The sequence below is a fragment of the Metapseudomonas resinovorans DSM 21078 genome (assembly GCF_000423545.1).
GTDB lineage: Bacteria > Pseudomonadota > Gammaproteobacteria > Pseudomonadales > Pseudomonadaceae > Metapseudomonas > Metapseudomonas resinovorans.
The window spans coordinates 83,320-98,068 of record NZ_AUIE01000015.1 but is presented as its reverse complement, the minus strand read 5'-3'; the positions used below and the strand labels follow the sequence as shown (position 1 = coordinate 98,068).

The window sequence follows — 14,749 nt, the reverse complement described above, 5'->3', positions numbered from 1 at the left end:
TATGAACGAAATAAACCGGGTGCTGGACGTGATCATCATCGGCGCCGGCCAAGCGGGATTGGCGAGCGCCTGGCAGCTACAGCAGCATGGCTTGAATATCCTCATCCTCGACGAACAGAAACGCCCCGGGGGAAATTGGCGCAACTACTACGACAGCCTCGAGTTGTTCTCGCCGGCGTCCTACTCATCACTCCCCGGCTTGGCCTTTCCCGGTACGCCGGGGCACTACCCGGCTCGAGACGAGGTGGTGCTCTACCTGGAGGACTACGCCGCGCGCTTCCGCCTTCCGATCCGGCAGAACACCCGGGTCACGCAGGTTCAGCAATCGGGTCATGGATTCGAGCTGTGGTCGGCGGATGGCCAGCTTTTCAGGGCGAAGGCGCTCATTGTTGCGTCGGGGGCATTCAGCCGTCCGTACATCCCGGCCATCCCTGGCCTCGACGGATTCCGAGGCAACTCGCTGCACAGTGCTGAATACCAGAATGTCGAACGCTTCAGGGGGCAGCGCGTGGTGGTGATTGGTGCTGCCAACTCCGCCGTCCAGATCGCCTACGAACTGGCGAAGGTCGCCGACACCACCTTGGCCACTCGCGAAGCGATTCGCTTCGTCCCTCAACGGATCCTGGGTATCGATTTCCATGCCTGGCTGAAATGGACGGGCTTGGAGAAAACGCGCTGGCTCAGTGACCAGAGCACTCCAGTGCTGGATGACGGCACCTACCGCAAGGCTCTGAAAGCAGGACAACTCCAGCGCAAACCGATGTTCACGACGGTGTCCCCCACTGGCGTGGTCTGGGCGGACGGACGATCCGAGGCGATCGATAGCCTGGTGTTCGCCACCGGCTTTCGTCCGAACATCCCATTCCTGGCAGGGTTGCCGCTGCTGGACGACCAGGGCCAGGTCCTCCAGCACCAAGGTCTGGCGCGGCATGTCCCCGGTCTGTTCTTTGTGGGATTGCCCAGACAACGCAACTTCGCTTCGGCCACCTTGCGCGGTGTGGGGCCTGATGTCGCACACCTTGTGCCGCACGTGCTGCGCCACCTGGAGATGCCCCTTCCCGTGTCGATCGCCCTACCCCGCCGCTGATACCGCTGCGCTGCGCGGCTTGCGAGTCATCAGGGTGAATCCACTGATGGCGGCCAGGGCGAACAGCGATTGCAGGCCGATCATCGGCCAGGCGGTGCCATCCTGCAGGGCACCGAGCAGCAGGCCGCTGCAGGTGGCGCCGAGCATCTGCGCGAACCCCATCAGGCCGGCGGCGAGACCCGCGCGGTGGGCGTTGGGCATGACCACACCGGCTACCGACGCCGGGATCAGCATGCCGCCGCCCAGGGTCACCAGCACCTGCGGCAGCGAGAGGCCGAGCACCGACAACCCGAGCGTGGCATGCACCAGCAAGGTGGCAAGGGCCCCTGTTGCGACCAGGCTCACGCCGATGCCGACGATGCGCTGCGGACCGAGCAGCATGATCTTGCGCTGGGTGAACAGCGCCCCGGCGATCAAGCCGGAAATGGTGGCGCCGAAGGCCAGGCCGTACTCGGCCGCGCTCAGCCCCAGCAGGCCGATATAGACAGCCGAGGAACCGGCCACGACCGCGAACATCGCCCCGTAGGTGCCCGCCAGGGTGAACGCCAGGGCACGGCTGGAGCGCTGCTTGAGCAAGTCGAAGTAGTCCCGCGCCAGGGTCGCCGGATGGCCAGCCTTGGGGTCGAGGCTGGGGTTGGATTCGCGGTAGAAGGCCAGCACCGCCAGCAGCGCCAGGCTGCCAATGGTCAGCGAAGCCAGGATGGGTGCGTGCCAGCCGCCCCATTGAGTGAGCAGGCCGCCCAGCATCGGGGCCAGGGCGATGGCGCTGAGCATGCCAATCACGGTCATCGCCAGGGCCGGCGCAGCCTGGGCCTTCCACACGTCGCGCACGATGGCCCGCGCCAACACCAGCGCGGCGCAGGCGCCGAGGCCCTGGGCCACGCGCCCGAGGATGAAGCCGGTCATGCTGTCGGCCAGCAGCATCCAGGCCGTGGCGACCAGGTACAGGCTCAGCCCACCGATCAGCACCGGGCGACGGCCGATGCGGTCGGACATCGGTCCTAGCAGCAACTGCCCGACGCCAAAGGCGGCGACGAAGGCGGACAACGCGGCCAGGCTGGCACCACGGGCGGCGCCCAGGCCCTGCTCGAGGCTGCCCAGGGCGGGAATGATCAGTTGGGTGGATATCTCGCCCATGGCGGTCAGCACCATGAGGATCACCAGCAGCAGGCGTGACGGGCTCATGCGCGGACTCCTTCTTCTTCGGCTTTCAGCGCCAGGGCTATCAGTTGCCACTCCAGTGCCTGCCAGTCGTCATTACTGACGGCGGACGGCGCACCGCAGTCCGCGACGCGTTCTACGGCGTGTTGTTCATAGTTCATCGCATGCACCTCCGTTGGTCGCTTCGCCCTTGGGCTGACGATTTAAATTACAAGTGACATATATACACGAAATTAGATTATGCCTATCATATTTTCGACCCACGGTATTACCCGCTTGTGCCGCCGAACCAGAGGATCGCTCCATGAACCGTTCGCACGCCGCCCTTCTCGCCCTGATTCCTGCTGCCCTGCTGGCCCTGAGTGGCTGCAACAGTCAGGCCGACACCCGCGTCTCGGCGCCGCAGCCGCGCGCTGTCCTGGTGGCCGAGGTGCAGGCCGCCGCCCAGCAGGACGCCCTCTACACCGGCGTGGTGGCAGCGCGTACCGCCAGCGACCTGGGTTTCCGCGTCGGCGGCAAAGTGATCGCCCGCAAGGTGGACCCGGGAACCCGCGTCAAGCGTGGCGACGTGCTGCTGGTGCTGGACAACACCGACTTCGAACTGGCCCTGCGCGCCGCACGCAACCGCGTTACCGCTGCCGAAGCCGAACTGCGCCAGGCGCGCGATGACGAATCCCGCTACCGCCGGCTGGCCGGCACCGGCGCGGTTTCCCGCCAGATATTCGATCAGGCCGCCACACGCCTGCGGGTGGCCCAGGCCGAGCAAGCCGCGGCCACCTCCGAAGCCGCCCAAGTGGAAAACCGCCGCGCCTACTCCACCTTGAAGGCCGATGCCGACGGTGTAATCACTGACGTGCGCGTGGACCGCGGCCAGGTGGTCGCGGAAGGTCAGGTGGTCGCCAGCCTGGCCCATGACGGCGCTCGCGAAGCGGTGATCGACATCCCGGAAACCCAGCGCGCCCTGGCCAGCCATGCGGCCCGTGCCTATCCCTACGGCGCCGCGGCTGAAGCGGTGCCCGCCACCCTGCGCGAACTCTCCGCCGCAGCGGACGCCACCACGCGCACCTTCCGTGCTCGCTACACCCTGGGCGGGGAATCGGCCGCCCTGGCCATCGGCTCCACCGTCACCCTGCGCCTGGACGGCGCAGCCCAGCAAAAGCTGGTGCGCGTGCCGCTGGGCGCCCTGCACGACAAGGGCCAGGGCGCCGGTGTCTGGGTGATAGGTACGGACAACAAAGTGGAGTTACGCCCGGTACGCGTGGTGCGCCTGGAGCAGGAAGAGGCGGTGCTGGAAGGTGGCGTGCAACCCGGCGAGCGCATCGTCGCCCTCGGTGCCCACCTGCTGAACATCGGCGACAGCGTCCGCGAACTGCCGGCGCCGTCGCTGGCCCTGGAGCACTGACATGGGCCGGTTCAACCTCTCGGCCTTCGCGGTGCAGAACCGCGCCGTCACCCTCTTCCTGATCATCGCTACCCTGGTCGCCGGCGCCATTGCCTTCAGCAAGCTGGGGCGCGCCGAAGACCCGTCCTTCACGGTCAAGACCATGACCATCACCGCCGCCTGGCCCGGCGCCACCGCGCGGGAAATGCAGGAGCAGGTGGCGGACCGCCTGGAAAAGCGCCTGCAGGAACTGGACTTCTACGACCGGGTGGAAACCATCGCCCAGCCCGGCTTCGTCTCGATGAAGCTCCAGTACCTCGACTCCACCCGGCCGGGCGACATCCAGGAGCTCTTCTACCAGACCCGCAAGAAGGTCTCCGACGAAGCCAAGCGCCTGCCGCAAGGCGTGATCGGGCCTTTCTTCAACGACGAATACTCCGACGTCTACTTCGCCCTCTATGCCCTCGAAGCCGAGCAACTGCCCCACCGTCAGCTGGTGCAAATGGCCGAGGACCTGCGCCAGGGCCTGCTCAACCTGCCCGGCGTGAAGAAGGTCAACATCCTCGGCGAACAGGCCCAGCGCATCTTCGTCGAGTTCTCCTATGAGCGCCTGGCAACCCTGGGCCTCAAGCCCGAGCAGATTTTCGAAGCCCTGGCCAAACAGAACGGCGTGGCCCCGGCAGGCTTCGTCGAAACCGCCGGCCCGCGCGCCTACATCCGCATGGACGGTGCCTTCGACAGCCTGAAGCTGATCGAGAACGTGCCCATCAACGCCAACGGCAAACTGCTGCGCATCGCCGACGTCGCCACGGTAAAGCGCGGCTATGAAGATCCGCCCAGCTACCGTATCCGCCACCAGGGCGAGCCGGCGCTGATGCTCGGCGTGATCATGGAGAAGCACTTCAACGGCCTGGAGCTGGACAAATCCCTGCAGGCCGAGGAAGACCGCATCCACGCCGGGCTGCCGCTTGGCGTGACCTTCGACAAGGTGTCCGACCAGGCCGAGAAGATCCGCATCGCGGTCAACGAGTTCATGCTCAAGTTCTTCGTCGCCCTCGGCGTGGTCATGCTCATCAGCCTGCTGGCCCTGGGTTTCCGCGTCGGCCTGGTGGTAGCGGCAGCGGTGCCGCTGACCCTGTCCATCGTCTTCGTGGTGATGCTGATGACCGGCCGCGAGTTCGACCGCATCACCCTCGGCGCGCTGATCCTGTCCCTTGGCCTGCTGGTGGACGACGCCATCATCGCCATCGAAATGATGGTGGTGAAACTGGAGGAAGGCCTGGACCGTGTCCAGGCCGCCACCTTCGCCTGGACCTCCACCGCCGCGCCCATGCTTACCGGCACTCTGGTGACCGTCATCGGCTTCCTGCCGGTGGGCTTCGCCAAGTCCGGCGCCGGGGAATACGCCGGCAACATCTTCTGGATCGTCGGCTTCGCCCTGATCGCCTCCTGGGTGGTCGCGGTGTTCTTCACGCCCTACCTGGGGGTGAAACTGCTGCCGAACATCAAACCGGTGCCCGGCGGCCATGAAGCGCTCTACGCCACCCGCCTCTACCAGCGCCTGCGCGCGCTGGTCACCTGGTGCGTCAACCATCGCAAGTCGGTCACCGCGCTGGTGGTGCTGGCCTTCGTGCTCAGCGGCCTGGGCATGAGCGTGGTGAAGAAACAGTTCTTCCCCAACTCCGACCGCTCCGAACTGCTGGTCGAGGTCTACATGCCGCCGGGCAGCGCGTTCAAGGCCACCGAAGCCGTGGTCGCGCAGCTGGAAAAAGCCCTGCTGGACGAGCCGCAAACCAAGCTGGTTGACGCCTACGTGGGCGGCGGCGCACCCCGCTTCTTCCTGTCCCTGAACCCCGAACTGCCGGACCCGGCCTTCGCCAAGATCATCGTGCAGACGGCGAACTCGGAAGCCCGCGACGCCCTCAAGGCGCGCATGCGTGAGCGCATCGAAGCGGGTGAATTCCCTTCCGCACGCGTACGCGTCACCCAACTGCTGTTCGGCCCGCCGGTGCCCTTCCCGGTCGTGTTCCGCGTTTCCGGCCCGGACCTCGACACCCTGCGCCAGATCAGCGAAGACGTCCGCACCGTGGTCGCTGCCAACAGCATGACCCGCGACACCTTCGTCGACTGGGGCGAGCGCAGCAGCGCCTATCGCCTGGTACTGGACCAGGACCGCCTGCGCCTGCTCGGCTTCACCCCCAACGAAGTCAAGAGCCAGCTCAATGCCCTGCTCACCGGCAACCCGGTGACCGAAGTGCGCGAGGGCACACGCACCGTGGCCGTGATGGTGCGGGCGCTGAATGCCCAACGGCAGAACCTCGGCGGCATCGAAGGCCTGACCATCACCAACTCAGCCGGCGTCTCGGTGCCGCTGGAACAGGTGGGCCGCTTCCAGCCTGTGATGGAAGAACCCATCCTCAAGCGCCGCGACCGCGAACCCACATTCGAAGTGCGCGCCGACATCATTGCCGGCACCCAGCCGCCGGATGTAGAGAAGGCCGTCTACGCCCAGCTGCAACCGCTGATCGCCAAGCTGCCGGCGGGCTACAAGGTGACCATCGCCGGCCCGGTGGAAGAAAGCGCCAAGGCCAACAAGGCGCTCGCCGTGCTGTTCCCGGTGATGATCCTGCTGACCCTGGTGGTGATCATGTTCCAGGTGCGCTCCTTCGGCGTGATGTTCATGGTCTTCGCCACCGCGCCCCTGGGCCTGATCGGCGCGATCCCGGCGCTGCTGCTGTTCAACCAGCCCTTCGGCTTCAACGCCATCCTGGCGCTGATCGGCATCGGCGGCATCCTGATGCGCAATACCCTGATCTTCACCGACCAGATCGAACAGGAGCGGGCCCACGGCCGCCCCCTGCGCGAAGCCATCATCGAAGCCACCGTCCGCCGCGCCCGCCCGGTACTGCTCACGGCCCTGGCCGCCGCCCTGGCCTTCATCCCGCTGACCTTCTCGGTGTTCTGGTCATCCCTGGCCTACGTGCTGATCGGCGGCGTGCTGGTGGGCACCGTGCTGACCCTGCTGTTCCTGCCGGCGCTGTGTGCACTGGTGTTGCGGAAGGAAAAACCGATAACCACCGCAGCGGCCCTGGCATGAGGCGGTAAACCTCCTGCAGGGGCGAATTCATTCGCCAAGGGCAACGCAGTTGCCCCTGACACTCCCCCAGGGCAGACCTTCGGCCTGCTTGGCGAATGAATTCACCTCACAATTGCGAGAGGCTACTCCGCGCAGCAGCTGTGCACCTTGGCGGGCTCGTCCTCGTAGCGGTCGTGGTAGGTCATCCAGTCCATGATCTCCTGCTCGTCCCGTCCCTTGGGCAGCAGGTCGAGGAAGTTGTACGCCCCCACCAACAGATCCAGCCCCCGGGCGTAGGTGGAATAGGTGTGGAAAATCTGCCCCGCCTCATTGCGGTAGAACACGCTGAGCCCTGGCATGTCTTCGCCCGGGTCCTTGCTGGTGCCGTAGTTGTAGCGCGCAGTGCCGGCGTCGATGTCCTCGCGCCGTGCGGCCACGCCGAAGTCCTGGTTGAAGCTGCTGCCCTGGGACGACACCCACTTGAACGTCCAGCCCATGCGCTTGCGGAAAGCCTGGAACTCCTGCAAGGGCGCCCGCGACACACAGAGCAGCGTCACATCGTGGTGTTTGAGGTGCTGGTTGGCGCCGTCGATATGGTCGGCCAGGAAGGAGCAACCCGGGCAGCCCTCTTTCCAGCCGGGAGCGAACATGAAGTGGTAGACCACCAGCGTGCTACGCCCGTCGAACAGGTCGGCCAGGGTTTCCCAGCCGTCCGGCCCTTCGAAGGCGTAGACCTGCTCGATGCGTACCCAGGGCAGCGCACGGCGCTCGGCACTGAGCTTGTCGCGCTCGCGGGTGAAGGCCTTTTCCTGGCGCAGCAACGCCTCACGGGCCTGAAGCCATTCTGCTCGAGAAACTACGGGGTGATTGTCGATTTTCATGGTGCGCACTCCTGAACCAGACGTTGATAGGGAACTCGCCCTGGTAGTCGTCCGGCAGAGGGTGCGCTCGACAATGGCGCAAAGCGTTGGCGACGAGCGGTCTGGCCTCAGAAGCTGTGGCCGCGTCTGGCCTCCAGCCGCTGGACAGTGGCGCTCGGTGTTTCACCGAAGAGCTTGCGGTACTCGCTGGAGAAGCGCCCGAGGTGATTGAAGCCCCAGGCCATGGCGATCTCGGAGATGTTGCGCTGCGAGCGATCCTCGAGGATGTCCTGACGCACGGCGGTCAGCCGATGCTTCTTCAAGTAGGCCATCGGCGACAGGTCGAAGTACTTCCTGAAGCCCTCGAACAGCTTGAAGCGCGAAACACCGGCGGCTCGCTCAATATCTTCCAGGCAGATGTCCTCGCGGGCATGGGCCTGGATGAACGAGCGGGCGCGAAGCAGGTAGTGCGGCAGCTTGATCTCCAGACGCTCGCGCAGCTCGTCCGAATAGTTGTTCGGCTGGGCCAGGATCAGCCCCTTGATCAGCGCGCTTTCCAGGTCGCGGGTGAAGAACAGCTGGCCGTAGAGATCGCGACTGCGCTCCAGCTCGTCGATCAGGTGCCGGGCCATGCGCCACCAGGACGCGGCCGCGCCTTCCACCGCGTCCATCTCGGCCTGGAAGCATATGGGCAAGTCCACACTGCGCTGCAGCAGGTCTTCCAGCGTCTGCTGCATGGCTGCACGGGGAATGGCCACTTGCAACTTGTGGCAGTCGCCGCCGATGGTCAGCTCCTGGTGCTCGTGGGGCGAGACGATCACGCCCCAATCGCGATCCGAATGCAGCAGGCGACCGGATTTGGCCAGCTCCTGCTCACCGCAGAGAGGCAGGCTGACGCTGTAGCAGTTGAGGTTCATCTCCTCACCGACGCCGATGGTGACGTCGGTGCCGTACTCCACGTAGCCCAGGGTCGTGGACATCGAGGGCAGCACATTGCCGCTGTGGTGGAACTGGATGCGTTCGGGCTTCGCCACCTTCAAGTGGTGAGGGCCGCAAATATTCGACATCCAGGACCGGGCTCCGGCCAGATCGTAGCGATCGGCGGATATGTCTCGAAAATGAAGATGGTTCTTCGTACTCATCACGCGGCACCCAACACGGCAATTGGAGATGCGCGCTCTAGCGGCGCGTCGAGTTAAAGCAGGCAAGCTCCATGCCACGCCAGCACGATCCTTCGAAGAGCAGAAAACGAGGATAGCATTGGCCAACTTTCCGGATAGAACCGTTCCTCGCGCCCCCGGACGGGTCACTCCAAGGAGCCCGAAAACTCGTCTGGACGCCTCATCCCAGAGCCTCGCTGCCTCGCCCTGAAGCACGCGCAGCAATGCTTCGATGCGCGTGTGGCCCACCGTCACCGGCGTCACTCGATGAAGCACCGCCAGACAGGTGAAGCGCCCCAGTGTTACCCGACTTGGGAAGGGTGCGCAGGCAAAGGGTTACCCGCGCAGCACCGGCGGATAGTCTTTGCCAATTTTTCGGATAGCGCGCAGCGAACGAATCGACTAGCCATCCGTCCTTTCCACGACTTTGCGTTACCTCGGGCCAATCCAGGCCCGGCGGTCGTTACCGCGCCCCGCCAATCTGCCGACAGAGTGGATTCAATTCCCCTTCAGGGCCTCGCCGCTATCCGCTTCCTGGACATAGGCTATCCGCTTTTTCCGGCCGCCCGAAAGTCGCTGAAAACCCCGCCCCTTGCGCCTTGCGGCCAGCCGGCCGGACACAAAATTTTCGGCGCGTCTTTGCCAACCAAGCGGATAGACCGGGGAAGTCCCGGCTCCTTCTAATGACCTCCACTGTTTCGCCCGATGTGGAAGGTGCCACCCATGAATACTTCGAATAAAAACGTTGCGCAGTGGAGAGAGTACGTCAGCGGCTGCCTGGACTTCCGTCCGGCCGAAGGCGTGTACCGCATTGCCCGGGACATGTTCACCGAGCCGGACCTGTTCGACCTGGAGATGGAGCTGATCTTCGAGAAGAACTGGATCTACGCCTGCCACGAGAGCGAGATCCCCAACGTCCACGACTTCATGACCCTGCGTGCCGGCCGCCAGCCGATGATCATCACCCGTGACGGCAATGGCGAGCTGAACGCCCTGATCAACGCCTGCCAGCATCGCGGCGCCACCCTCACCCGCGTCGGCAAGGGCAACCAGTCCACCTTCACCTGCCCCTTCCACGCCTGGTGCTACAAGAGCGACGGCCGCCTGGTGAAGGTCAAGGCGCCCGGCGAGTACCCGGAAGGCTTCGACAAGGCCACCCGTGGCCTGAAGAAGGCGCGCATCGAAAGCTACAAGGGCTTCGTCTTCATCAGCCTCGACGTCGCGGGCACCGACAGCCTGGAAGACTTCCTCGGCGACGCGAAGGTGTTCTTCGACATGATGGTCGCCCAGTCGCCCACCGGTGAACTGGAAGTGCTGCCCGGCAAGTCCACCTACACCTTCGACGGCAACTGGAAGCTGCAGAACGAGAACGGCCTGGACGGCTATCACGTCAGCACCGTGCACTACAACTACGTGGCCACCGTGCAGCACCGCCAGCAGGTCAACGCTGAAAAGGGTGGCGCCAGCAGCACGCTGGACTACAGCAAGCTTGGCGCCGGCGATGCCGAAACCGACGACGGCTGGTTCTCCTTCAACAACGGCCACAGCGTGCTGTTCAGCGACATGCCCAACCCCACCGTGCGTCCCGGTTACGCCACCGTGATGCCGCGTCTGGTGGAAGAGCACGGCCAGGCCAAGGCGGAGTGGATGATGCACCGCCTGCGCAACCTGAACATTTACCCCAGCCTGTTCTTCATGGACCAGATCAGCTCGCAGCTGCGCATCGTGCGCCCGGTGGCCTGGAACAAGACCGAGATCATCAGCCAGTGCATCGGCGTGAAGGGCGAGTCCGACGCCGACCGCGAGAGCCGCATCCGCCAGTTCGAGGACTTCTTCAACGTCTCCGGCCTCGGCACCCCCGATGACCTGGTGGAATTCCGCGAACAGCAACGCGGCTTCCAGGGACGCCTGGAGCGCTGGAGCGACATCTCCCGCGGCTATGGCAAGTGGGTCACCGGCGCCACGCCGAACAGCCAGACCCTGGGCATCGCCCCGGTGATGACCGGCACCGAATTCACCCATGAAGGCCTGTACGTGAGCCAGCACAGCAACTGGCAGCGGTTCCTGCTCCAGGGCCTGGACCAGAAAGCCCTGAAACTGCAGGAGGTGCAGGCATGAACCAGCAGCTGCAATACCAGATCGAACAGTTCCTCTATCGCAAGTCCGCCCTGTGCGACGCCCAGGACTGGGACGCCTACCTGGACCTGTTCGACGAGCAGTGCGAGTACCACCTGCCGCAGTGGGAGTCCGAGCACCAGTACACCACCGACCCAAAGCGCGGCATGTCGCTGATCTATTACAGCAACCGCTCGGGCCTGGAAGACCGCGTGTTCCGCATCCGCACCGGCAAGGCCGCTTCGACCATCCCGATGCCGCGCACCCTGCACCAGATCAGCAACGTGCGCATCGCCGAGCGCGACGACGGCCAGCTGGAAGTGAAGGCCAACTGGCACACCCTGTACTTCCGGCTGGGCCAGAGCGAGCAGTTCTTCGGCCATGCGACCTACTACCTCAAGCCGGCAGGCGAGAGCTGGAAGATCACCCGCAAGCACATGGTCCTGCTCAACGACACCATCAACTCGGTGCTCGATTTCTACCACCTCTGATCCACCGGAAGTACGCGCCATGAACCACAAGGTCGCCTTCAGTTTTGCCGATGGCAAAACCCTGTTCTTCCCCGTGCAGGGCAACGAGATCCTCCTCGACGCTGCCCTGCGCAACGGCATCAACATCCCGCTGGACTGCCGCGAGGGCGTCTGCGGCACCTGCATGGGCCGCTGCGAGTCCGGCCGCTTCGCAATGGACTACGTGGACGAAGAGGCGCTGTCGGAGCAGGACCTGGCGCAGCGCAAGATGCTCACCTGCCAGACCCGCGTGCAGTCCGATGCTTCCTTCTATTTCGACTTCGACTCCGCACTCTGCGGCGCGTCGAAGACGGTGCAGGAGCGCGGCATCGTCACCTTTGTGGAGCAGGTGTCGCCGACCACCGCCATCCTCCACCTGGATGCCGGCGTCGACGGCCAGCGCCTGGACTTCCTGCCCGGCCAGTACGCCCGGCTACAGGTGCCGGGCACGGACTCGAAGCGCTCCTACTCCTTCGCCAACCAGCCGAATGCCCAGAACAAGCTGCAGTTCCTCATCCGCCTGCTGCCGGACGGAGTGATGAGCAACTACATCCGCGAACGCTGCACGGTGGGAGACGAGATCCGCTTCGAAGCCCCGCTGGGTGCCTTCTACATGCGCCACATCGAAAAGCCGCTGCTGCTGGTCGCCGGCGGCACCGGCCTCTCGGCCTTCCTCGGCATGCTCGACGAAATCGCCGCGCGCGGCGGCTGCGGCCAGCCGGTGCACCTGTTCTACGGCGTGCGCCAGGTGGCCGACCTCTGCGAGCTGGAGCGCATCCAGGGCTACGCCGCGCGCATCCCCGGTTTCAGCTTCACCCCGGTGATCAGCGACGAAGGCCAGGACTGGAACGGCAAGCGCGGCTACGTACCCGAGCACTTCGATGCAGCCGCCCTGCGCGAAGCCCCCTTCGACATGTACCTGTGCGGCCCACCGCCGATGGTCGAGTCGGTGAAGACCTGGCTCAGGGAAAACAGCCTCGACAACGGCCACCTGTATTTCGAGAAGTTCACCGAGAGCAATACCTGAATCCCGGCTCCGCCCTTTCCGTAGGAGGGGTAGAGCCTGCGAAACCCATCAATTAGCGACCTCAGGCGCCATCGGACTCGATGCCCTGGCACGGCCAGCATGGGTTTCGCTCCGCTCTACCCATCCTACGAAGAGCAAGAACAACAAATCCGCTCCACCTGTTTCACCAACTGCCCACACAACAACTAGCAGGCCGGGTCACGACGGCACTGCGTAACCAAGGCGGTAACCATGAAAACGACTCTGAACCTTGCGATGCTCGGGGCCGCACTGGCCTCTTCCCTTCCCGCCCTGGCACAGGACCCTGTGCGCATCGGCTTCATCACCACCCTTTCGACCCCGGCCGGCTACCTCGGTGAAGACGCCCGCGACGCCTTCCGCCTGGCCATGGACCAGGAAGGCGGCAAGCTCGGCGGCGTGCCGGTGGAGCTGGTGGTCGAGGACGACGGCCTGCAACCGGCCAAGGGCAAACAGATCATCGACCGCATGAGCCTGGACGGCATCTCCCTCTACACCGGCGTGATGTTCTCCAACGTGCTGGCCGCCGTGGTCAACGGCGCCACCCAGGGCGACCGTTTCTACATCAGCACCAACGCCGCACCGTCCAACCTTGCCGGCGCGCAGTGCAAGCCGAACTACTTCGCTGCCTCCTACCAGAACGATGTGCCCCACGAGATGGCCGGCGTTGCCGCCAACGACCTGGGCTACAGGAAGATGGTCATCCTCGCCCCCAACTACCAGGCGGGCCGCGATGCGCTGGCCGGGTTCAAGCGCACCTTCAAGGGCGAAGTCACCGAGATCTACACCAAGCTCAACCAGCTGGACTTCTCCGTGGAACTGGCGCGCATCCGCTCGCTGAACCCGGACGCCGTATTCCAGTTCCATCCCGGTGGTGCCGGCATCAACTTCGCCAAGCAGTACGGCAGCTCGGGCCTGGCAAAAAGCATTCCGATGGTGGTGCCGGTGTTCTCCATGGATGAACGCATGCTGGCGGCTACCGGCAACGTGGCCGAGGGCGTCAACGTGGTCAGCGGCTGGAACCCGCAGTCCGACAACCCGGCCAACCAGGCCTTCATCAAGGCTTTCACCGAGAAGTACAACCGCGCGCCGACCATGTATGCCGCCCAGGGCTACGACACCGCGCGCCTGATCGGCTCGGCACTCAAGGCCACCAACGGCAACCTCAAGGACGCCGATGCCTTCCGAGCGGCCCTGCGCGATGCCCGCTTCGACTCGGTACGTGGCGACTTCCGCTTCGGCAGCAACCAGCATGCGGTGATCGACTGGCACCTGCTCAAGGTCCAGGCCGGCGCCGATGGCAAGCTCGCCGAAGTGCCGGTGAAGACCATCGCCAAGGCCCAGGTGGACAGCTACGCGACCCAGTGCGCGCTCTGATTCCAACCTGATCCGCCAGCCCGCCGGCCACACCGGCGGGCCACCACCGCAGGACTTCGCCATGCTGTTGCTCGAACAACTTCTCAACGGCCTGCAGTACAGCGCCCTGCTGTTCCTGCTCGCCTCCGGCCTGACGCTGATCTTCGGCATCATGGGCGTCATCAACCTGGCCCACGGCGCCTTCTACATGGTCGGCGCCTTCTGTGCCGCCTATACCGCCATCGCCAGCGGCTCGTTCTGGCTCGGCGGCCTCGCCGCCCTGGCCGGTGCCGCGCTCTACGGCCTGGTGATCGAGACCGGGATCATCCGCCGCCTCTACAAACGCGACCATCTGGACCAGGTGCTGGCCACCCTCGCCGTGGTGTTCTTCACCAACGAGCTGATCACCCTGCTGTTCGGCCGCAGCCCGCCGGCCATGCCGACGCCGGACTGGTACAACGCCTTCGTCGAAGTGCTTCCCGGCCTGATGTACCCGGTCAGCCGCCTGCTGTTCATCGGCGCCGGCCTGCTGGTGGCATTGGGCATGTGGCTGCTGATCAACCACACCCGCCTGGGCATGCTGATCCGCGCCGGCGCCGACGATCACGAGATGGTCGGCGCCCTGGGGGTGAACATCAGCCGTCTCTACACCCTGGTGTTCGTCTTCGGCTGCATGCTCTGCGGCCTCGCCGGGTTCATGGCCGCGCCGCTGCTCTCGGTGGAGATCGGCATGGGCGAGAAGGTGCTGATCACCACCTTCGTGGTCATCGTCGTCGGCGGAGTCGGCTCGGTGCGCGGTGCCCTGGTGGGCGCCCTGCTGATCGGCATGGTCGACAGCCTGGGCCGCGCCTACATCCCGCAACTGCTGGACCAGCTGCTGCCGGCCGAGGTCAGCGGCGCCCTGAGCGCCGGGCTGATTTCCGCCAGCGCCTACATCGTCATGGCCCTGGTGCTGCTGATGCGTCCGCGCGGCCTGCTGCCGGCCCGCGCCTGAGGAGA

General features: G+C 65.1%; 12 protein-coding genes. 8 read left to right on the top strand and 4 right to left on the bottom strand.

Annotated features, from left to right (window positions below; translation table 11 throughout):
• Nucleotide 1 precedes the first annotated feature (1 nt).
• Nucleotides 2-1,087 carry a flavin-containing monooxygenase gene (locus G559_RS0113935; protein WP_028628809.1) on the top strand — a complete coding sequence of 362 codons (1,086 nt, stop codon included), beginning with the start codon at nt 2-4 and terminating at the stop codon, nt 1,085-1,087.
• Here G559_RS0113935 and G559_RS0113930 read toward each other — a convergent pair.
• A complete protein-coding gene (locus G559_RS0113930) occupies nt 1,073-2,272 on the bottom strand; it encodes an MFS transporter (protein ID WP_028628808.1) in 1,200 nt (399 codons plus the stop codon). The two genes, G559_RS0113935 and G559_RS0113930, sit on opposite strands and share 15 nt — an antisense overlap.
• Entirely contained in the window at nt 2,269-2,409 is a 141-nt protein-coding gene (locus G559_RS30690; protein ID WP_169338772.1) for a hypothetical protein, read from the bottom strand. Before G559_RS30690 ends, G559_RS0113930 begins: the two co-directional genes overlap by 4 nt.
• 143 nt (nt 2,410-2,552) lie before the next feature.
• On the opposite strand from G559_RS30690, the gene G559_RS0113920 reads away from it, so the two are divergent.
• Both G559_RS0113920 and G559_RS0113915 read left to right on the top strand, forming a co-directional pair.
• Nucleotides 2,553-3,650: an efflux RND transporter periplasmic adaptor subunit gene (locus G559_RS0113920; protein WP_028628807.1), complete on the top strand. Its 1,098-nt coding sequence runs from the start codon at nt 2,553-2,555 to the stop codon at nt 3,648-3,650.
• Between the two features lies 1 nt (nt 3,651).
• Nucleotides 3,652-6,726 carry an efflux RND transporter permease subunit gene (locus tag G559_RS0113915; protein WP_028628806.1) on the top strand — a complete coding sequence of 1,025 codons (3,075 nt, stop codon included), beginning with the start codon at nt 3,652-3,654 and terminating at the stop codon, nt 6,724-6,726.
• Between the two features lie 122 nt (nt 6,727-6,848).
• Here G559_RS0113915 and G559_RS0113910 read toward each other — a convergent pair whose 3' ends face one another.
• Together G559_RS0113910 and G559_RS0113905 are read right to left on the bottom strand one after the other, a co-directional pair.
• The gene (locus G559_RS0113910; protein ID WP_028628805.1) at nt 6,849-7,586 is read right to left on the bottom strand and encodes a DUF899 domain-containing protein; all 738 of its coding nucleotides are present in this window, start codon (nt 7,584-7,586) and stop codon (nt 6,849-6,851) included.
• A gap of 107 nt (nt 7,587-7,693) precedes the next feature.
• A complete protein-coding gene (locus tag G559_RS0113905; protein WP_028628804.1) occupies nt 7,694-8,707 on the bottom strand; it encodes an AraC family transcriptional regulator in 1,014 nt (337 codons plus the stop codon).
• 741 nt (nt 8,708-9,448) lie between these two features.
• Between G559_RS0113905 and antA the strand changes: the two genes are divergently transcribed.
• From antA to G559_RS0113880, 5 genes are all read left to right on the top strand, one after another.
• Nucleotides 9,449-10,843 (top strand): anthranilate 1,2-dioxygenase large subunit, encoded by a 1,395-nt coding sequence (gene antA / locus G559_RS0113900; protein WP_028628803.1) that lies wholly within the window; start codon nt 9,449-9,451, stop codon nt 10,841-10,843.
• A complete protein-coding gene (gene antB / locus G559_RS0113895; RefSeq protein WP_028628802.1) occupies nt 10,840-11,331 on the top strand; it encodes an anthranilate 1,2-dioxygenase small subunit in 492 nt (163 codons plus the stop codon). Before antA ends, antB begins: the two co-directional genes overlap by 4 nt.
• Before the next feature lie 19 nt (nt 11,332-11,350).
• The gene (antC, locus tag G559_RS0113890; RefSeq protein ID WP_028628801.1) at nt 11,351-12,376 is read left to right on the top strand and encodes an anthranilate 1,2-dioxygenase electron transfer component AntC; all 1,026 of its coding nucleotides are present in this window, start codon (nt 11,351-11,353) and stop codon (nt 12,374-12,376) included.
• A gap of 231 nt (nt 12,377-12,607) precedes the next feature.
• Nucleotides 12,608-13,771 carry an ABC transporter substrate-binding protein gene (locus G559_RS0113885; protein ID WP_028628800.1) on the top strand — a complete coding sequence of 388 codons (1,164 nt, stop codon included), beginning with the start codon at nt 12,608-12,610 and terminating at the stop codon, nt 13,769-13,771.
• A 61-nt stretch (nt 13,772-13,832) separates the two neighbouring features.
• The gene (locus G559_RS0113880; protein WP_028628799.1) at nt 13,833-14,744 is read left to right on the top strand and encodes a branched-chain amino acid ABC transporter permease; all 912 of its coding nucleotides are present in this window, start codon (nt 13,833-13,835) and stop codon (nt 14,742-14,744) included.
• Nucleotides 14,745-14,749: the final 5 nt, after the last annotated feature.

Excerpts from the sequence above, each read along its gene's own strand:
- G559_RS0113935 (WP_028628809.1), top strand. The coding sequence starts at position 2 with ATGAACGAAATAAACCGGGTGCTGGACGTGATCATCATCGGCGCCGGC.
- G559_RS0113930 (WP_028628808.1), bottom strand. The coding sequence starts at position 2,272 with ATGAGCCCGTCACGCCTGCTGCTGGTGATCCTCATGGTGCTGACCGCC.
- G559_RS30690 (WP_169338772.1), bottom strand. The coding sequence starts at position 2,409 with ATGAACTATGAACAACACGCCGTAGAACGCGTCGCGGACTGCGGTGCG.
- G559_RS0113920 (WP_028628807.1), top strand. The coding sequence starts at position 2,553 with ATGAACCGTTCGCACGCCGCCCTTCTCGCCCTGATTCCTGCTGCCCTG.
- G559_RS0113915 (WP_028628806.1), top strand. The coding sequence starts at position 3,652 with ATGGGCCGGTTCAACCTCTCGGCCTTCGCGGTGCAGAACCGCGCCGTC.
- G559_RS0113910 (WP_028628805.1), bottom strand. The coding sequence starts at position 7,586 with ATGAAAATCGACAATCACCCCGTAGTTTCTCGAGCAGAATGGCTTCAG.
- G559_RS0113905 (WP_028628804.1), bottom strand. The coding sequence starts at position 8,707 with ATGAGTACGAAGAACCATCTTCATTTTCGAGACATATCCGCCGATCGC.
- antA (WP_028628803.1), top strand. The coding sequence starts at position 9,449 with ATGAATACTTCGAATAAAAACGTTGCGCAGTGGAGAGAGTACGTCAGC.
- antB (WP_028628802.1), top strand. The coding sequence starts at position 10,840 with ATGAACCAGCAGCTGCAATACCAGATCGAACAGTTCCTCTATCGCAAG.
- antC (WP_028628801.1), top strand. The coding sequence starts at position 11,351 with ATGAACCACAAGGTCGCCTTCAGTTTTGCCGATGGCAAAACCCTGTTC.
- G559_RS0113885 (WP_028628800.1), top strand. The coding sequence starts at position 12,608 with ATGAAAACGACTCTGAACCTTGCGATGCTCGGGGCCGCACTGGCCTCT.
- G559_RS0113880 (WP_028628799.1), top strand. The coding sequence starts at position 13,833 with ATGCTGTTGCTCGAACAACTTCTCAACGGCCTGCAGTACAGCGCCCTG.